This is a genomic window from Rhodocyclus gracilis, from assembly GCF_009617575.1.
GTDB lineage: Bacteria > Pseudomonadota > Gammaproteobacteria > Burkholderiales > Rhodocyclaceae > Rhodocyclus > Rhodocyclus gracilis.
Window position 1 is genome coordinate 352120 of sequence record NZ_WIXJ01000002.1, and the last position, 18938, is coordinate 371057.

Here is an 18938-nt window from a genome sequence, read left to right on the forward strand (position 1 = left end):
CTCAGTCGCGCCGGCGCGAGCGCAATGGCGTCAGCAGGGAAGACAGGCCGTTATGGTCGAGTTCCTGCATCAGCGCCAACAACTGCCCCAGTTTCCCCGGCGGGAAGCCCTCGCGGGCGAACCAGTTGAGGTAATTGCCCGGCAAATCCGCCAGCAGGCGGCCTTTGTATTTACCAAATGGCATGGTGTAGGTCACCAATAACTGCAGATCTTCCGGATTCATTGCGTCGCACGTTACCCAAAACGGTTGTTGCCCGCCGTCCTGCCGGGAAGCAAGGGCATGATCATACTAAGTAAATAGGAATTTAAGCCCATGCCTACCAAAGAACGGGTAGCCAAAAAGAAAGATTAGCGCGGTCGCCGATGAGCGAGCTGCCGCGACATTAGCGATACACAAATAAACGGCACAAACTTAACTTGCGGCGACCGGGGGATTCTGATATTTAATCGCCTTTGCAAAAAAACCTGATGGGTCATCACTATGGCAACAGAATTGCGAACTCCCCTTGCCCCTTACGTCGCCGAGCCCGGCGAGGAATACATGAACAGCAAGCAGCTGGCGCATTTCCGGGCCATTCTTCAAGGCATCAAGGACGATCTCATTACTGACATCGAGCGCACCGTGCACACGATGCAGGATGAAGCCACCGTCTTTGCCGACCCCAATGACCGCGCCAGCCAGGAAACCGATATCGCCATCGAGCTGCGCAACCGCGACCGCGAACGCAAGCTGATCAAGAAAATCGACGAAGCGCTCGGTACCATCGACAGCGGCGATTACGGCTACTGCGCCAGTTGCGGTGTCGAAATCGGCATCAAGCGACTGGAAGCCCGGCCGACCGCCACGCTCTGCATCGATTGCAAAACGCTGGAAGAAGTGCGCGAACGTCAGGTCGCCAAATAAGCCTCTGAAACGGCCGGCGGCAGTGCCGCCGCTCCGCCAGCCGCATAAAAAAAGGGACGCGTGAAGCGTCCCTTTTTCATGCACGGGAATTCAGGCGAATTCCCGTGGCTTCACGACTCAGACTGCCGGCGCCGTACCCGCTGCCGTCGCCGCCGCAGCGGCTTCTTCCGCCGCCAGAGCCTTCATCGACAAACGGACGCGACCCTTTTCGTCGGCTTCGAGGACCTTGACGCGAACCTTCTGGCCTTCCTTGAGGTAGTCGGAGACCTGATTGACGCGCTCGTTGGCGATCTGCGAAATGTGCAGAAGACCATCGCGGCCCGGCAGAATGCTGACGATGGCGCCAAAGTCGAGGAGCTTCAACACGGTGCCTTCGTAGACCTTGCCCACTTCAACATCGGCGGTGATCGCCTCGATCCGGCTCTTCGCCGCATCGGCTGCCTCGCCGCTGACCGAAGCGATGGTGATCGTACCGTCGTCCTGAATGTCGATGGTCGTGCCGGTCTCTTCAGTGATGGCACGGATTACCGCACCGCCCTTGCCGATCACGTCACGGATCTTTTCCGGATTGATCTTCATCACGTACAGACGCGGTGCATAGGTCGACACTTCCGTGCGGTGACCCGACATCGCGTTCTGCATCTTTTCAAGGATGTGCAGACGGGCTTCCTTGGCCTGCGCCAGCGCGACCTGCATGATTTCCTTGGTGATGCCCTGAATCTTGATATCCATTTGCAGGGCCGTGATACCACCGTCGGTACCTGCGACCTTGAAGTCCATATCGCCGAGGTGATCTTCGTCGCCGAGGATGTCGGTCAGCACCGCGAAACGGTTGCCTTCCTTGATCAGGCCCATGGCGATACCGGCGACGTGCGACTTCAGCGGCACACCGGCGTCCATCAGCGCCAGCGAGCCGCCGCAGACGGAAGCCATCGAGCTGGAGCCATTCGATTCGGTGATTTCCGACACGATGCGCATGGTGTAGGAGAAGTCTTCTGCCTTCGGCAAAACAGCCACCAGCGCGCGCTTGGCGAGACGGCCGTGACCGATTTCACGACGCTTCGGCGAGCCAACACGACCACATTCGCCGGTCGCGTAGGGAGGCATGTTGTAGTGCAGCATGAAGCGGTCGCGGTACTCACCGGCGAGAGCGTCGATGATCTGCTCATCACGGCCCGTGCCCAGCGTGGCAACGACCAGCGCCTGCGTTTCACCACGGGTGAAGAGCGCGGAACCGTGGGCGCGCGGCAGCACGCTGTTACGCACGCAGATCGGGCGCACGGTACGCGTGTCACGACCATCGATACGCGGCTCGCCAGCCAGGATGCGGCTACGAACGATCTTGGCTTCGATGTCGAAGAAGAGGTTCTTGATGGTGTTGGCGTCCGGCGCATCGTCACCGGCGGTCAGGGTTTCCACTGCGTTGGCGGCGATTTCCTTGACGCGCTGGCTGCGCTGTTGCTTGCTGGTAATGCGATAGGCTTCTTGCAGATCGGCTTCGACCAGCGCGTTGAGGCGAGCAATCAGCGCTTCGTCGCGCGGCGCGGCTTCCCACTCCCATTCCGGCTTGCCGGCTTCTTCAACGAGATCGTTGATGGCGTTGATTGCTGCTTGCATCTGCTCGTGACCAAACACCACGGCGCCGAGCATGACGTCTTCGGAGAGTTCCTTCGCTTCGGATTCGACCATCAGCACAGCCGATTGCGTCCCGGCGACCACCAGATCCAGCTGGCTTTCCTTGACTTGCGACAGGGTCGGGTTGAGCACGTACTGGCCGTTGAGGTAACCAACGCGCGCGGCACCGATCGGGCCGTTGAACGGAATGCCGGAGATCGCCAGCGCAGCCGACGCACCGATCAGCGCGGGGATGTCAGGATCGATTTCCGGGTTGAGCGACATGACCGTCGCGACCACTTGCACTTCGTTGTAGAAGCCTTCCGGGAAGAGCGGGCGCAGCGGACGGTCGATCAGGCGCGACGTCAGCGTTTCCTTTTCGGAAGGACGGCCTTCACGCTTGAAGAAGCCACCGGGGATCTTGCCGGCCGCGTAGGTCTTTTCGACGTAATCGACGGTCAGCGGGAAGAAATCCTGACCGGGCTTGGCTTGACGGGCCCCCACGACGGTGACCAGCACCACCGTGTCGTCCACCGACACCAGAACCGCGCCACTTGCCTGACGGGAGATTTCGCCGGTTTCGAGCGTGACCTGATGGGCACCGTAAGCAAAAGTTTTCTTGGCGACGTTAAACATTATTCCCTTTCTTATGAGTTCGGCGCGCGCGCACCCACGACCCCGGTACGCTTATTGACCGACGCGCCAATGACAGAAACGACAACAGCGGCACAGCCCGACATGAGCTGGCCGCTGTCCTCGATGCGAAGCATCTGCAATCCCGTCCGCGAAAGCGAGCGGGAGGTCTTACTTGCGCAGGCCCAGACGTTCGATCAGCGCGCGATAGCCTTCGGCATTCGTACGCTTGAGATAGTCGAGGAGCTTGCGACGACGGCTCACCATGCGCAGCAGACCGCGACGCGAGTGGTGATCCTTGACGTGCTCTTTGAAGTGACCCGTGAGGTCATTGATACGCGCGGTCAGCAGGGCCACCTGAACTTCAGGAGAACCGGTATCGCCGGCCACACGTTGAAAATCTGACATGATTTGCGCTTTTTGCGCGACGTTGATCGCCATATTCAAACTCGCTTTCTAAAAAACGACGCCGCCCCGGTTTGATAGAGCCAGCGCCAGATGGATAAAAGTAATGCTCGCTTGGCGAAGCGAGGCGCGAATTATAGGGGTGCGGAGCAGGTCGCGGCAAGCCGAATCTTCGGCGAGCCGCGGAAGTGACGGTGGCGCCTATTCGCAGACGAGGCGGCGCGGCTTCACCGTACCATCGTCGAGCCCCTCGCCCAGCCCGAGCAGACGTCCAAGCCCGTAAACACGGCAACGCCCCGGGAGCGCACCGGCGCGCACGACGCCACCGTGCGCAAAGCGCTCGGCCTCAGGCGACGCCAGTGTCACCATAGGCAAGGAATGCAGCAGGGCATCGGTGGGCGCCAGCAAGGCTTCGCGCTCGTCGGCGGCCACGGCCTCCAACTGCTCCAGGCTGAGCGCATCGCTGACCTGCAAGGGGCCAATCCCGACGCGTCGCAAAGCGGTCAAGTGCGCACCACAGCCAAGCGCCTCACCAATATCCTCGCCTAGCGTGCGAATGTAGGTACCTTTGCTAACCGTCGCCCGGAGCCGACAGCTCGCCCCCCCGAACGCCAGCAGTTCTAGCGCATGCACAACGATAGCGCGCGGGGCGCGCTCGACAGTAACACCTTGACGCGCCAGCTCATAGAGCGGCCGGCCATTACGCTTGAGCGCCGAATACATTGGCGGAATCTGCTCTTGCGCTCCCCGAAAACGCGCCAGCACGGCCTCCAGATCGGCCAGCGAAAAACTCACCGGACGCGTCTCGATAACTTCGCCTTCCGCGTCGCCCGTGTCGGTGCGCTCGCCGAAATGCAAGGTCGTCTCGTAAGTTTTGTCGGCTTCCAGCAAATCGGCGGAGAACTTGGTGGCTTCGCCGAAGCATAGTGGCAGCAGGCCAGTGGCCATCGGGTCCAACGTCCCCGTATGCCCGGCCCGCGCCGCCTGGAAGAGACGGCGCGCCTTTTGTAGTGCCGTGTTGGAAGTCATGCCGGCCGGCTTGTCGAGGAGCAGTACGCCATCGACACGCTGCCAGCGGCGCCCGTCGCTCAAGATTCGTCGTCGACCGGCGTCTGATCGGAGATCGCGGAGGCTTCGTCGATCAGCTTCGAGAGATCGGCGCCATGTTCCAGCGAGTTATCGAAGACGAAATGCAGCTGTGGCGTCGTGTGAATGCGGACGCGCCGCCCCAGCTCACGACGCAGGAAACCGGACGACTGATTGAGACCTTCCAGCACGGCCACGCGCTGCTCAGGCCCCGCCAGGGTGCTGAAAAACACCTTGGCGTGTGCATAGTCAGCCGTCAGTTCGACCGCCGTCAGGCTGACCATACCGACGCGGGGATCTTTCAATTCGCCGCGAATCAGCTCGGCCAATTCGCGACGAATCTGTTCGACCACGCGGTCTTTGCGGGAAAAGCTTTTGTTGGCCACTTAGAGAGTCCGCGCGATTTCCTGGATTTCATAGACCTCGAGCTGGTCGCCTTCTTGAATGTCGTTGTTGTTCTTCAACGACAGACCGCACTCGTAGTTGGACTTGACTTCCTTGACGTCGTCTTTGAAGCGCTTGAGCGACTCCAGCTCGCCATCCCACATCACCACGTGGTTGCGCAGCAGACGCACACGCGAATTGCGGCGGATGAGACCTTCCGTTACGTAGCAGCCGGCAATCGTCCCGACGCGCGAAATGACGTACACCTGACGCACTTCGACCATGCCGATGACGGCCTCGCGCTTCTCCGGCGAGAGCATGCCCGACAGCGCGGCCTTCACCTCATCAACGGCGTCATAGATGATGTTGTAGTAGCGGATATCGACACCGAAGCTCTCGGCCGCCTTGCGCGCGCCGGCGTCGGCACGGGCGTTGAAGCCGATGATGACGGCCTTCGACGCTTGCGCCAGATTGACGTCCGATTCGCTGATGCCACCCACGCCAGCGTGGATGATATTGACGCGCACTTCGTCGGTCGACAGCTTGAGTAGCGATTGAACCAAGGCTTCCTGCGAACCCTGCACATCGGCCTTGACGATCAACTCCAGCGTCTTGACCTCGCCCTCGCCCAGTTGCTCGAACATGTTTTCGAGCTTCGCCGCCTGCTGGCGCGCCAGCTTGACGTCGCGGAACTTGCCCTGACGGAACAAGGCGATTTCACGTGCCTTGCGTTCATCGGCCAGGACGAGCGCTTCTTCACCCGCCGCCGGAACGTCGGACAAGCCGAGGATTTCCACCGGTAGCGAGGGCCCCGCCTCCTTGATCGCCTTGCCGTTCTCGTCAAGCATGGCGCGGATGCGACCGAAGACCTGACCGGCGAGCAGCACGTCGCCCTGACGCAGAGTGCCCGACTGCACCAGCATCGTCGCCACCGGACCACGCCCCTTGTCGAGACGCGCTTCGATGATCAGCCCCTTAGCCGGCGCTTCGCGCGGTGCCTTCAGCTCAAGCACTTCCGCTTGCAGCAGCAGGTTTTCCAGCAGTTCGTCGATGCCGGCACCGGTCTTCGCCGAAACGGCGATGAAGGGCGAATCGCCGCCGTATTCTTCCGGCAGCACTTGCTCGGCAACGAGTTCCTGCTTGACGCGCTCCGGATTGGCATCTGGCTTGTCGATCTTGTTGATGGCAACGACGATCGGCACACCTGCCGCTTTGGCGTGGTGGATGGCCTCGCGCGTTTGCGGCATCACGCCGTCGTCGGCAGCCACCACCAGAATGACGATGTCGGTCGCCTTGGTACCGCGCGCACGCATGGCCGTAAATGCCTCGTGGCCCGGCGTGTCGAGGAAGGTAACGATGCCGCGCTCGGTTTCAACGTGGTAGGCACCAATGTGCTGGGTGATGCCACCGGCTTCACCGCTGGCAACACGCGTCCGGCGGATGTAGTCGAGCAGCGAGGTCTTGCCGTGGTCGACGTGACCCATCACGGTAACGACCGGCGCACGGGATTCGAGAACGGCATCGACATGCTCGCTCGTCTCGCCAAGGAACGCATCGGGATCGTCCAGCTTGGCCGCGAAAGCCTTGTGCCCGAGTTCTTCGACGATGATCATCGCCGTTTCCTGGTCGAGCACCTGATTGATCGTCACCATGGACCCCATCTTCATCAGGGTCTTGATCACTTCCGTCGCCTTCACCGCCATCTTGTGGGCGAGATCGGCCACCGAAATGGTTTCCGGCACGTGCACTTCGCGCGAAACGGGTTCCAGCGGCGCCTGGAAGCTGTGTTGCTCATCCTCACCACGACCGCCACGCTTGCCATGCCGCGCGCCATCGCGCCAGCCGGTACCACCGGTGGCACCGCGTGTGCGCAGCCCCTGACGCTTGCCGGCACCTTCATTTTTCCAGGCGCCGCCCCCCTTCTTGTCGGCGGGCTTCTTGTCGGCTTCGCCGGCGCGTGCCGGGCGGGCAGCCGGTTTTTCTTCAGCCGGACGATCGTTCGCCGTCTGGGCAGCGACCTGCTTGGCCGCTTCCGCCGCCTTGGCGACGACAGCCTTTTGTTCCGCCTCGCGCTTCAGGCGAGCCAGCTCTGCGCTGCGCTCCTGCTTCTCGCGGATTTCACGTTCCTGACGCGCACGCAGTTCAGCGCTGCGACGTTCTTCTTCTTCGCGCAGCCGTTGCTGCTCTTCACTGATGACCGAGACGCGGGTACGCACGGTCGTACGCACCGGGCGCGTCGGCGCGGCGGGTACCGCCGCCGACTCAGCGGACGCGGCCGGAGTGGGCGCTTTTGCCTTGGCTTCCGGCGCCGGCGCGCTTTCCTTCTCGATCTTCTTCACGTCGGCAACCGGCGCAGCAGCAACCGCCTCGACGACTGGCGCTTCCGCCACGACCGGCGCGGGCGCTTCAACGACAGGCTCAGGTACCGGCGCAGGGACTGCAACTTCAGCGACCACCGGAGTCGGCTCAGCCTGAACGGGCGCAACCTCTGCCACGACTTCAACCGCCTCGACGACCGGCGACGTGACGACTTCCGACTCGGCCGACGCCGGCGACAGGGCAGCGACTTCCGCTGCCTCCGCCGCCTCGCTGCCTTCAATCGGCGTGCCGTGCACGTCACGTTTGACGAGGACGCGCTTCTTGCGCACCTCAACCTGCACCGTGCGCGACTTGCCGGATGAATCGTGCGAACGAATCTCCGAGGTTTCCTTGCGGGTCAGGGTGATCTTCGTCTTACCCTGCCCTTCGCCGTGCGAACGACGCAGGTAATCGAGAAGGCGGGATTTATCCTGTTCGGAAACGACATCGTCGGGCACAGCCTTGGCGACACCGGCCTTTCGCAGCTGCTCCAAAAGCGCGCCGGCCGGCATTTTCAGGTCAGCGGCAAATTGAGCGACGGTTGATTGCGCCATGTGAATTCCTCTTTTCTACTTATTCGAACCAGTGCGCACGCGCCGTGGTTATCAGTTTCCCGGCGCGCTCGGCATCGATTCCCGCCATTTCCATCAGCTCGTCGACGGCCAGATCAGCCAGTTCATCCCGCGTGCGCACACCGCCGGCAGACAACTTCGCCGCCAGCGACTTGTTCATTCCCTCGAGGGCCAGCATGTCGTCGGACACACCCTCAAGCTCTTCCTCGGCCGCAATCGCCTCGGTCAGCAGGACATTACGCGCACGCTCGCGCAATTCCTGCACAATGCCTTCGTCAAACGCTTCGATTTCGAGCATTTCGGAAAGCGGCACATAGGCGATTTCCTCCAGCGTCGAAAATCCTTCTTCGATGAGAATGTTGGCAACGTCCTCGTCGATGTCGAGCTTTTCCATGAAGAGCACGCGGGTGGCCGCCGTTTCGGCCTCCGCCTTGGTCTTCGACTCTTCTTCGGTCATCAGGTTGATCGTCCAGCCCGTCAGCTCGGAGGCAAGACGCACGTTCTGACCGCCACGACCGATGGCGATGGCGAGGTTGTCGTCATTGACGACGACGTCCATGCAATGCTTGTCTTCATCGACGACGATCGAGCTGACTTCCGCCGGCGCCAGGGCGCCGATCACGAACTGCGCCGGATCAGCCGACCACAGGACGATGTCGACACGCTCCCCCGCCAACTCGTTGGTCACGGCAGTGACGCGCGTACCGCGCATGCCAACACAGGTGCCAATCGGATCGATGCGCTGATCGTTCGACTTGACGGCGATCTTGGCGCGCACGCCGGGGTCGCGCGCCGCCGCCTTGATTTCGAGCAGACCATCGTCGACTTCCGGCACTTCCAGCTCGAAGAGCTTGACGATGAATTCCGGCGCCGTACGCGACAGGATCAGTTGCGGGCCACGCGCCGAACGGTCGATGCGCAACAGGAAAGCCTTGACGCGGTCGCCAACGCGAAGGTTTTCGCGCGGAATCATCTGATCGCGCGGCAACAGGGCTTCCATCTTGCCGGCTTCGATGATCGCCGAACCGCGCTCCATGCGCTTGATCGCGCCAGTAACGAGAAACTCCTTGCGCGCCAGGAAGTCGGCGAGGATCTGCTCACGCTCGGCATCGCGAATCTTCTGCAGAATCACCTGCTTGGCAGCCTGGGCGCCGATGCGGCCAAAATCGATCGGCTCAAGGGCTTCTTCGAGGTAATCGCCGAGTTCAACTTCGGCATCCTGCTCACGCGCCTCGCTCAGCGGCACCTGCAGCGCCGCCGTTTCGAATTCTTCATCGGCAATCACCAGCCAACGCCGGAAACTCTCGAAATCGCCGGTTTCCCGATCCACGGAGACACGCACGTCGGCTTCGTCGCCAATGCGCTTTTTCGTCGCCGAGGCGAGCGCCAACTCAAGCGCGCCAAAAACGATGTCTCGCGTGACATTCTTTTCACGGGCCAGCGCATCCACCAACAGCAAAATTTCGCGGCTCATTCTCTTGATTCCTCCTCGTCCTGCCTACCAGTCAAACCTAACCATCAATCGAATTTCGGCACCAGCCGCGCTTTGTCGACGTTATCCAACTCAAACGTCAGCTCATCGGCACCGACCTGCACGCGCACCTTGCCATCCAGCATGCCCAGCAGAACACCGTTGAAATTGCGGCGCCCCGCCATCGGCAGGCGCAACTTCAACTGCACCTCCGACCCTGCGAAACGCTCAAAATCTGCCGCCTTGGTCAGCGGCCTGTCCAACCCCGGCGACGACACTTCGAGCCGGTCATAGTCAAAGTTCTCGACCGCCAGGACGCGCGACAGCTGATTGCTCACGAGAACGCAATCGTCAATGCCGACACCGCCCGCCTTCTGCGCGTGATCAATAAAGATCCGCAGCACGCGTCCGCGCGGACTCTGCTCGAGATCCACCAGCTCGTATCCAAGACCGGTGATCGTGCGTTCAATGAGTGAGTGCAAATCCATCGCCACAAATAAAAAATGGGCGAAACGCCCATCTCCGATAAAAAACCTGCGCTTGTGCGAAGCGTCAGCGGAAGAAACGCGCGGAGTATAGCTGAAAATGAAGGCAGCGTAAATCGCCGCCACCGCCGCGAAGGCCCATTTGGCGGGCTTCGGCGCACTGACCGAAGTCCGCCCCGCGCGCCAGACGGCGCATTGCCGTCAACCCGCTCAGCGCTCGCGCGGACGATGCAACGGACGCCCTGGCGCTGGCACATCGAGGCCAAAATCGGCGAGCAGTTTCTGCACGTCGGGGGCCTCGATTTCGCGCACCTGCCCGCGCCGCAAGCCAGGCGGCAGGATGAACGGGCCATAGCGGACGCGCATGAGACGACTGACGACAACGCCGACGCTTTCGAACATCCGCCGCACTTCGCGATTTCGCCCTTCGTACAGCGCCACGCGGTACCAGCGATTGGCCCCGTCGCCACCGGCGTCTTCAAAGGCAGCAAACTTTGCCGGACCGTCTTCGAGCTCGACGCCCTCGCGCAAACGCAGGCGCGCCTCGTCGGAAATTTCGCCAAGCACACGCACGGCGTATTCACGCACAAGGTTGTAACGCGGGTGCATCAGACGATTGGCCAACTCGCCGGAAGTCGTGAAGAGCAGCAGACCACTGGTATTGAAGTCGAGCCGGCCAACGGCCACCCAGCGCCCGCCGGAGAGACGGGGCAAGGCATTGAAGACGCTCGGGCGCTTTTCCGGGTCGTCGCGGGAGACGATTTCGCCTTCGGGCTTGTGGTAGAGGATGACGCGCGGCAGGCGGTTCGAGAACTTCAGTTGCACGAGCTTGCCGTTGATCTTGACGCGTGCGCCAGGACTCACCAGCAGACCGACGGTCGCCGTTTCGCCATCGACGGCAACGCGTCCGGCTTCGATCATCTCTTCCATCTCGCGCCGCGAGCCGTAGCCGCTCTGCGCCAGAAGCTTGTGCAGACGCTCGGGCTTGGCGGCGAATTCCTGGTGACGGGTGCGCTTGGAGGTTTCGCGCGGCACACGCGGCGTGCGAGCCGGTGCCAGGTCGCGCTCAGGCGCGTCCTCGGCCTCGCGGCGAGGTGCCGATGCGTCGGCGCGGGCGCCCCGCCGCGCGGGCGGCGCGGACGAAGCACCCTCGCGGCGGCGCCCGCCAGCGGGGGAAGGCGTAGAGCTACGGGGCTTGCGGGGTTTTACGGGTTTAGCGGGCATCTGCCGGTTCCAGGGTAGGGTTGATTTCTTCAAGTGGCGGCAATTCGCTCAGGCCGCGCAGTCCCAGATCGTCGAGAAACTTCCGGGTACTGGCATAAAGCGCGGGGCGCCCCGGCGTATCGCGGTGGCCGACGACATCAACCCAGCCGCGCTCTTCGAGCGTGCGGATGATCTGCGTGGCGACGGTCACGCCACGAATGTCCTCGATGTCGCCGCGCGTCACCGGCTGCCGGTAGGCAATGATGGCCATTGTTTCGAGCACCGCGCGCGAATACTTCGGAGGCTTCTCGGGATTCAGGCGATCAAGATACATCTGGTATTCGGGGCGCGTGCGAAACCGCCAGCCGCTGGCCAGACGCACAAGCTCAATCGGGCGCGGGGTGGCCGACCATTCCTCGCGCAGTTCGTCGAGCAGAACGCGCAGCACATCGCTACCGATCTGATCGGCGAAGAGTTTCTTCAAGTCGCTCAACGCCAGCGGCTGCTGCGCCGAGAAGAGTGCCGCTTCCAGAATCAGCTTGATGTCAGACGGCCCCGGCGTTTCGCCGGGCACCTGCGCTCGCGCGCCCTCAGGCGTCTGCTCGACCATCGGTCAACCTCACGTAAATCGGGGCAAAGGTATCTGCCTGCGTCAATTCGAGCAGTTGCTCGCGGGCGAGTTCGAGCATGGCGAGAAAATGCACGACCAGCAAACTCGGCCCATCGGAAACGTCGAACAAGGACATGAATTCGACAAAACCGCCGCTTTCGCGCAGCCGGCGCAGGATGATGCCCATATGCTCGCGCACCGACAACTCCTCGCGCTGCACGCGGTGACTGGTCGACAGCCGCGCCTGACGCAGGATCGTTCGCCAGGCGGCACACAAATCCTCGACGCTGACCTCCGGCAAACGGCGCGCGACCGTGCGCTCCACCCAGGTTTCGACCCAGTGAAAGTCGCGTTCGGCTTGCGGCAGCGCATTCAGGCCGTAGGCCGCGAGTTTCATCTGCTCGTACTCGATCAGCCGACGCACCAACTCTGCGCGAGGGTCTTCCACCTCTTCGCCGTCGCCGGGCTTCGGACGCGGCAGCAACATGCGCGACTTGATCTCGATCAGCATCGCCGCCATCACCAGATAGTCGGCGGCCAATTCGAGATTGGAGGCTCGCATTGCCTCGACGTACTCGAGATACTGGATCGTCAGCGGAGCCATCGGAATGTCGAGCACATTCACGTTGGCCTTGCGGATGAGGTAGAGCAGCAGGTCGAGCGGGCCTTCGAAAGCGTCGAGCATCACCGCCAGCGCGTCGGGCGGAATGTAAAGGTCGAGCGGCATCTGCGCCATCGGCTGACCGTAGATGCGGGCCACCGGCGCCAGGTCGTCTGCCGGTGGCGTATCGGCCACGATTTCGCTCATCGCCCGAAGTGTCCGTTCAGCTGTAGTCGAGGCCCATCGCCTCGCGGACGTCACGCATGGTTTCCTGCGCCAGCTTGCGCGCGCGCTCGTTGCCGTCGGCGATGATGTTGCGCACCAGCGTCGGATCGTCGAGGTAGAGCTGCGCGCGTTCGCGCATCGGCGCCTGCTCCTTGAGGATGCCCTCGATCACCGGCTGCTTGCATTCGAGACAGCCAATGCCGGCGCTACGGCACCCCTGCTCGACCCAGGCACGGCAGGTATCGTCGGAGTACACCTGATGCAACTGCCACACCGGGCAGCGCGCCGGTTCGCCAACGTCGGTCCGGCGTACGCGGGCCGGGTCCGTCGGCATACGGCGAACCTTCTGCGTCAGCGAGGCTTCATCTTCGCGCAGGGTGATGGTGTTGCCGTAGGACTTCGACATCTTCTGCCCATCGAGCCCCGGCATGCGCGAGGCTTTGGTCAGGAGCGCTTCGGGCTCGACGAGGATCATCTTGCCGCCGCCTTCGAGGTAGCCAAAGAGGCGTTCGCGGTCGGCGTGCGACAGGTTCTGCACTTCCTCAAGCAGGGCGTGTGCGCGTTCGACCGCTTCGCTGTCGCCACGCTCCTGAAAGCGCGTGCGCAACTCGTCATACAGACGCGCTTTCTTGCTGCCGAGCTTCTTGACGGCTTCGCGTGCCTTTTCTTCGAAACCGGGTTCGCGCCCGTACATGTGGTTGAAGCGGCGCGCCAGTTCGCGCGTGAATTCGACGTGCGGGATCTGGTCCTCGCCAACCGGCACCTTGTCGGCGCGGTAGATCAGGATGTCGGCGCTCATCAGCAGCGGATAGCCGAGAAAACCGTAGGTCATCAGATCCTTGGTAGACAGTTTCTCGATCTGATCCTTGTAAGTCGGCACCCGTTCGAGCCAGCCGAGCGGCGTCATCATCGACATCAGCAGGTGCAACTCGGCGTGCTCAGGCACTTGTGACTGGATGAACAAGGTCGCCTGCGCCGGATCAACCCCTGCCGCCAGCCAGTCGATCACCATTTCGCGCGCCGCACGCTCGATGCCGCGCGGATCGTCGTACTGCGTCGTCAAGGCATGCCAGTCGGCAACGAAGAAGAGGCAGGGGTACTCGTGCTGGAGCTTGACCCAGTTCTTCAGGACACCGTGGTAGTGGCCAAGGTGCAGGCTGCCGGTTGGGCGCATGCCGGAAAGGACTCGTTCTGCGTACATGGTGATGAATAGTGATTCAGGAAGGGAGTTGAAAGATGAGATCGATCAGATGGACAAAAAAGCGCAGCGGCGGACTCAGCAGGCTACCCAAAACACCGGTCAGCAAGAGCACGAGCAGGATGGGAAAACCGAAGCGCTCCAGTTGCGCGAAGCGCCAGGCGAGACGGGTCGGCAGCAGGCTGACGGCAATCCGCCCACCGTCGAGCGGCGGCAAGGGCAACAGATTGAGCACCATCAGGGCGATGTTGATGCCGATACCAATATCGCCCATGCGCATGAGCGGCTCGCTGTAGTCGCCGAGCGGCACCACATCGGCGACCTTGACCATCAGCGCCCAGAATAGCGCCATCACAAAGTTGGCCGCCGGCCCAGCCGCAGCGACCCACAGCATGTCGCGCTTGGGCTCGCGCAGACGGCCAAAATTCACCGGCACCGGCTTGGCCCAGCCAAACAGCAGGCCGCCCGTCGAAACGAGGAGGATGAGCGCCGGCACGATGATCGTGCCAACGAGGTCGATATGGCGCAGCGGATTGAGCGTGATGCGCCCCGCCTGCCAGGCCGTCGGATCGCCAAAATGGCGCGCTGCATAGCCATGCGCCGCTTCGTGCAGCGTGATGGCGAAGATCACCGGCAGCGCGGCGACGCAAATAGTCGGTAAGACCGAATCCAAGGCAGCCGGCTCAGTCGAACGCGAACGGCGCCAAGGCACCGCGCCCGGCACGCACCAGCACCGGCGCTGCCCCGCTCAGGTCGACAACGGTGGTCGGCTCGATGCCGCAATGGCCGCCATCAATGATCAACTCCAGCTGATCGTCGAGCCGATCCTGAATTTCCCAGCCCTCGGTCAACGGCACGTCTTCATCAGGCAGGAGCAGGGTCGAGGTGAGCAGAGGCTCGCCCAGCGTCGCCAACAAGGCTTGTGCAATGCGGTGATCCGGAATGCGCAGACCAATGGTCTTGCGCTTCGGGTGCAAGACGCGGCGCGGCAACTCTTTCGAGCCTTCGAGGATGAAGGTGTAACTCCCCGGCGTCGTCGCTTTCAGCAGACGGTACTGGGCGTTATCGACACGCGCAAACTGCGCGATCTGCGACAGATCGCCACACATCAGCGTCATGTGATGACGCTCGTCGACGCCCCGCAAGGCGCGGATGCGCATCAACGCATCCTTGTCGCCCAGCGCACAACCCAGCGCGTAGCACGAGTCGGTCGGCAAGGCGATGACGCCACCGTCACGCAGGCAGGCGGCCGCCTGCGACAAAAAACGTTCCTGGGGATCTTCGGGGTGAATCGAGAGGTACTGTGCCATCGCGTTCTAAAAAACGCTCCAAACCGGCGTGAGGGTATCCGGAAGCGCCGCCAGACCGCCGAGGTCGACGTAGCTCTCGCCCGGCCCATGGAAATCCGAGCCGCGCGACGCAAGAAATCCGTACTCCGTTGCCAGACGGGAGAACTGGGCGACGTGTTCCTGCGTGTGGCTACCCGAGACGACTTCGATCCCAGCCCCACCGCACGCCTTGAAATCGTCGAGGAAACGCCGCAACTCGCGCGCCGAGAAGCGATACCGTCCCGGATGCGCAACCACTGCCACGCCACCGGCACCGACAATCCAGCGAATGGAATCCTCGAGGCTGGCCCAGCGATGCTCGACATAGCCAGGCAAACCAGGCTTCAGATACGAATCGAAAACGCTGCGCACGTCGCGACAGACCTTCGTCTCAACGAGGTAGCGCGCAAAGTGCGCGCGGCTGATGAGGCTCGGATTAGCGGCGTGACGCATGGCTCCAGCAAAGCTGTCGTGAATGCCAACGCGCTCGAGCTCCGCCGCCATGCGCTGCGCCCGCTCGACACGACCGGCGCGAATGCCGGCGAGGCCAGCATTGAGCGACGCGTCATCGGCATCGAAGTTGAGGCCGACGATGTGCACCTGCTGGCCTTCCCACTCGATGGAGACTTCGACACCGTTGATAAAGCGCATGTCGCATTCGTCAGCCACCGTACGCGCCAATGCCAGACCGGCAATATCGTCGTGGTCGGTGAGTGCCAGCATGTCAACGCCATTCGCCGCCGCACGCCGGGCAACGTCGACAGCGGGCAAGAGACCATCGGAAGCCGTCGAGTGACAATGAAGATCGCAGTTAGGCACGAAAAATCAGCGAAAGGCCAAGAAAATCAAGCGAAGATCATAGCACAGACTGGGGCGGCAGCCCTGCCACCGCCGCAGGCGATGGCCAGCCGCCCCCCCCCACGCCACAACCAACCGGGGCAGGCCGACGTGAGCGGACAGCCCGCCACGACTGGCGGGCGGCCATGCCAGACTACATTTGCGACTGCAGATAGTTGTGCAAACCGACCTGTTCGATCAGGCCAAGCTGGGTTTCCAGCCAGTCGATGTGCTCTTCTTCGGATTCAAGGATGTCTTCGAACAGTTCCCGCGTGACGAAGTCGGAGACTTTCTCACAGTGCGCAATGGCTTCGCGCAGGAGCGGCACGGCGTCATGCTCGAGCTTGAGATCGCATTCGAGCATTTCCTTCGGGTTTTCGCCGATGCGCAGCTTGTTCAGCTGCTGCAGATTGGGCAAGCCTTCGAGAAAAAGCGTCCGCTCGATCAGGGCATCGGCATGCTTCATCTCGTCAATCGACTCGTGCCGCGTGATCTCGTCGAGCTTCTTGAAGCCCCAGTTTTTATACATGCGCGCATGCAGAAAATACTGGTTGATCGCCGTCAGTTCGTTGGTCAGCGCCTTGTTCAGATACTGGATGACTTGCTTGTCGCCTTTCATGCCAATCTCCTAGACAAACGGGAGATCGCAGAGTAGCACATCACGCCCGCGCCACTGCCAGAACGGAATGACTCGCACGGGCTGCCGGCGGTGGCGCCGAGAGTTCGCGCAACAGCGCACGCGCCTCGCCACAGCACTTGCCACAGCACGTGCCAACACCCAACTGCTCGCGCAAATGACGCAAGGAGTCCGCCCCCTCGGCGTGCGCCTGGGCCACCTGACACGTCGTCACCGCATTGCAGATACACACATACATGGCACACCTCGAAGACAAAGACCTGTGAAGACCTGCGCTTCCCAAAGACGCGTGCGTCCGATTTCCCTTACCGCCCAAGACTATTTCAACGCCACCCACGGCAGCGAAAGCAGACGCCTTGTTGCGAATTATTCCCACTAAAGAGATTTAATGCAAGCACTTCTCATTTGGCGGAGTCCATCCCAGCGCCCAGCACGGACACCTCGCGAACACTCCCCGCGCCCGCCCTGCTTCAGGCTGCGTCGGCACGCCCGCGCGACGCGTCTTTGCCTTGCTGTCGCGCACAGGGCCGCGCTATAGTTCGGCCCGCGAACGGGAGAGTGCGGCCAGCCCGCCGCCGAAGGCGCAATCCACCCGAAAACGCTCAGGCAAAAGGACCGTTCGTGCAGTGAACTCTGGAGAGCGGCGTTTCCGCAAAGGACGCCCACCGATGGGGCAACGCGTCTGCGTGCGACCCGTCCGCCATGAGCGCCGCCTCCTGCGGCCGCCTTGGCCGGATGAGCACGGCACCGGCGCGCAATCTCTCAGGTACAAGGACAGGGGGGTGAATCCGTAAGGGGTTCACCCCTTTTTCGTTTCCGCAATCTCCGGAATCCGCCTGTCGGGTTCCCGGCAAGGGACTGACATGACGAGAGAAACTGTCCTCAACGCAGCACATCGGGCCGCTGGCGCCAAGATGGTCGATTTCGGCGGCTGGGACATGCCGCTGCATTACGGCTCGCAGATCGATGAGCACCACAAAGTCCGCCAGGATGCGGGCATGTTCGACGTGTCGCACATGTGCGCGGTCGATCTCGCCGGCACCGACAGCCGCGCTTTTTTGCGCCGCCTGTTCGCCAATAATGTCGACAAGCTGCAATCGCCCGGCAAAGCCTTGTATTCGGCGATGCTCAACCCACAAGGCGGCGTCATCGACGACCTGATCGTCTACTTCCTCGACGAAACGCACTTTCGCATCGTCATCAACGCCGGCACGGCCGACAAAGACCTGGCGTGGATGAACGCCTGCCACGCCGAGTGGAAGCACACCATCAGCCTGACGGCGCGCCGAGATCTGGCGATGATTGCCGTTCAGGGCCCGAACGCCCGCGCGAGGGCGCTGACCGCCCTGCCCGAACTCGCTGCCGCCGACGCCCTGTCACCGTTCTTCGCCACGGCCATCGGCGACGTTTTCGTCGCCCGCACTGGTTACACCGGCGAAGATGGCTTTGAAATCGCCATCCCCGCCGAACGCGCGGCGACCGTCTGGCAAGCACTTGCCGCCGCAGGTATCGCCCCCTGCGGTCTTGGTGCACGCGACACGCTGCGCCTTGAAGCCGGCATGAACCTCTACGGTCAAGACATGGATGAGTCGATCTCGCCGCTCGACGCCGGCCTCGCGTGGACGGTCGACCTCATCAGCCCGCGCGATTTTGTCGGCAAAGCCGCCCTGCTCGCGCACGGCCAAAAACACCAGTTCCTTGGTTTGCTGCTCGAAGATCGCGGCGTACTGCGCGCGCATCAGCAGATCTTCAGCGCGCACGGCGAAGGCGAAATCACCAGTGGCTCCTTCTCGCCGACGCTGCAACGCTCCATCGCCCTGGCCCGCCTGCCGTTGGGCATTGCCATCGGCGACCATGTCGAGGTCGACATCCGTGGCAAACGTCTCGCTGCGCGTGTCCTCAAGCCCGTATTTGTCCGCCGCGGACAGGCGCTGATTTAAGCACCTGCCACAACACACCGAATTTCCTTCCCTTCGCATCCCCAACCCTGGAGAACCCCCATGAGCAACCTGCCCGCCAACCTGAAGTACACCAAGAGCCACGAGTGGGTTCGCGCCGAAGCCGATGGCAGCGTCACGATCGGCATTACCGACCACGCCCAGGAAGCCCTCGGTGACCTCGTTTTCGTCGAACTTCCGCCGGTCGGCAAGTCGCTGAGCGCCGGCGAAGAAGCCGCTGTTGTCGAATCGGTGAAGGCCGCCGCCGACGTTTACGCACCGATCAGCGGTGTCGTCATCGCCCAGAACAGCGCCGTCGTCGACGCCCCAGAATCGCTCAACAGCGACGCCTGGAGCGCCTGGCTCTTCAAGCTGCAACCGAGTGACCCGGCCGCCATCGCCGCGCTGCTCGACGCCGCTGCCTACCAACAGGCCATCGACGCCGAATGA

The 18938-nt window shown here is 62.3% G+C and carries 20 protein-coding genes and 2 riboswitches; of the genes, 3 read left to right on the forward strand and 17 right to left on the reverse strand.

Annotation, left to right across the window (positions count from 1 at the left end):
• Window position 1 precedes the first annotated feature (1 nt).
• Entirely contained in the window at window positions 2-223 is a 222-nt protein-coding gene (locus GHK24_RS04705) for a DUF3820 family protein (RefSeq protein WP_153469742.1), read from the reverse strand.
• Window positions 224-481: 258 nt separating this feature from the next.
• On the opposite strand from GHK24_RS04705, the gene dksA reads away from it, so the two are divergent.
• Window positions 482-904, forward strand: coding sequence for an RNA polymerase-binding protein DksA (dksA, locus tag GHK24_RS04710; RefSeq protein ID WP_153469745.1), 423 nt, complete (start codon window positions 482-484; stop codon window positions 902-904).
• Window positions 905-1021: 117 nt separating this feature from the next.
• On the opposite strand, the gene pnp is transcribed toward dksA, so the two are convergent.
• From pnp to GHK24_RS04790, 16 genes are all read right to left on the reverse strand, one after another.
• Complete coding sequence (gene pnp, locus GHK24_RS04715; protein ID WP_153469748.1) at window positions 1022-3154, reverse strand: polyribonucleotide nucleotidyltransferase; 2133 nt, start codon at window positions 3152-3154, stop codon at window positions 1022-1024.
• A gap of 168 nt (window positions 3155-3322) precedes the next feature.
• Window positions 3323-3592 carry a 30S ribosomal protein S15 gene (gene rpsO, locus GHK24_RS04720; protein ID WP_153469751.1) on the reverse strand — a complete coding sequence of 90 codons (270 nt, stop codon included), beginning with the start codon at window positions 3590-3592 and terminating at the stop codon, window positions 3323-3325.
• 165 nt (window positions 3593-3757) lie between these two features.
• Window positions 3758-4648 carry a tRNA pseudouridine(55) synthase TruB gene (gene truB / locus GHK24_RS04725; protein WP_153469755.1) on the reverse strand — a complete coding sequence of 297 codons (891 nt, stop codon included), beginning with the start codon at window positions 4646-4648 and terminating at the stop codon, window positions 3758-3760.
• Window positions 4645-5028 carry a 30S ribosome-binding factor RbfA gene (gene rbfA, locus GHK24_RS04730; RefSeq protein WP_167681274.1) on the reverse strand — a complete coding sequence of 128 codons (384 nt, stop codon included), beginning with the start codon at window positions 5026-5028 and terminating at the stop codon, window positions 4645-4647. The genes truB and rbfA overlap by 4 nt, the downstream gene beginning before the upstream one ends.
• A complete protein-coding gene (gene infB, locus GHK24_RS04735) occupies window positions 5029-7938 on the reverse strand; it encodes a translation initiation factor IF-2 (protein ID WP_153469758.1) in 2910 nt (969 codons plus the stop codon).
• Between the two features lie 19 nt (window positions 7939-7957).
• Complete coding sequence (nusA, locus tag GHK24_RS04740; protein ID WP_153469761.1) at window positions 7958-9430, reverse strand: transcription termination factor NusA; 1473 nt, start codon at window positions 9428-9430, stop codon at window positions 7958-7960.
• Window positions 9431-9474: 44 nt separating this feature from the next.
• Entirely contained in the window at window positions 9475-9915 is a 441-nt protein-coding gene (gene rimP / locus GHK24_RS04745; RefSeq protein ID WP_153470374.1) for a ribosome maturation factor RimP, read from the reverse strand.
• Window positions 9916-10122: 207 nt separating this feature from the next.
• Window positions 10123-10947 carry a 23S rRNA pseudouridine(2605) synthase RluB gene (gene rluB, locus GHK24_RS04750; protein WP_340666102.1) on the reverse strand — a complete coding sequence of 275 codons (825 nt, stop codon included), beginning with the start codon at window positions 10945-10947 and terminating at the stop codon, window positions 10123-10125.
• Between the two features lie 178 nt (window positions 10948-11125).
• A complete protein-coding gene (scpB, locus tag GHK24_RS04755; RefSeq protein ID WP_153469767.1) occupies window positions 11126-11725 on the reverse strand; it encodes an SMC-Scp complex subunit ScpB in 600 nt (199 codons plus the stop codon).
• A complete protein-coding gene (locus GHK24_RS04760) occupies window positions 11706-12533 on the reverse strand; it encodes a segregation and condensation protein A (RefSeq protein WP_153469770.1) in 828 nt (275 codons plus the stop codon). Before GHK24_RS04760 ends, scpB begins: the two co-directional genes overlap by 20 nt.
• Window positions 12534-12549: 16 nt before the next feature.
• On the reverse strand, window positions 12550-13752 hold the full coding sequence (locus GHK24_RS04765; protein WP_153469773.1) for a tryptophan--tRNA ligase: 1203 nt from the start codon (window positions 13750-13752) through the stop codon (window positions 12550-12552).
• 16 nt (window positions 13753-13768) lie between these two features.
• A complete protein-coding gene (locus GHK24_RS04770; RefSeq protein ID WP_153469776.1) occupies window positions 13769-14422 on the reverse strand; it encodes a site-2 protease family protein in 654 nt (217 codons plus the stop codon).
• Window positions 14423-14432: 10 nt separating this feature from the next.
• Window positions 14433-15059, reverse strand: a complete 627-nt coding sequence (locus GHK24_RS04775) for an L-threonylcarbamoyladenylate synthase (protein WP_153469780.1) — start codon at window positions 15057-15059, stop codon at window positions 14433-14435.
• 6 nt (window positions 15060-15065) lie between these two features.
• Window positions 15066-15896, reverse strand: coding sequence for a 3',5'-nucleoside bisphosphate phosphatase (locus GHK24_RS04780; protein WP_340666103.1), 831 nt, complete (start codon window positions 15894-15896; stop codon window positions 15066-15068).
• Window positions 15897-16068: 172 nt separating this feature from the next.
• Entirely contained in the window at window positions 16069-16533 is a 465-nt protein-coding gene (bfr, locus tag GHK24_RS04785) for a bacterioferritin (protein ID WP_153469786.1), read from the reverse strand.
• 40 nt (window positions 16534-16573) lie between these two features.
• A complete protein-coding gene (locus GHK24_RS04790; protein ID WP_153469789.1) occupies window positions 16574-16789 on the reverse strand; it encodes a (2Fe-2S)-binding protein in 216 nt (71 codons plus the stop codon).
• 303 nt (window positions 16790-17092) lie between these two features.
• Window positions 17093-17179: riboswitch (glycine riboswitch) on the forward strand.
• 3 nt (window positions 17180-17182) lie between these two features.
• A riboswitch (glycine riboswitch) is annotated at window positions 17183-17331 on the forward strand.
• Between the two features lie 83 nt (window positions 17332-17414).
• Between GHK24_RS04790 and gcvT the strand changes: the two genes are divergently transcribed.
• The gene (gene gcvT, locus GHK24_RS04795; protein ID WP_153469792.1) at window positions 17415-18491 is read left to right on the forward strand and encodes a glycine cleavage system aminomethyltransferase GcvT; all 1077 of its coding nucleotides are present in this window, start codon (window positions 17415-17417) and stop codon (window positions 18489-18491) included.
• A 60-nt stretch (window positions 18492-18551) separates the two neighbouring features.
• Window positions 18552-18938, forward strand: coding sequence for a glycine cleavage system protein GcvH (gcvH, locus tag GHK24_RS04800; protein WP_153469794.1), 387 nt, complete (start codon window positions 18552-18554; stop codon window positions 18936-18938).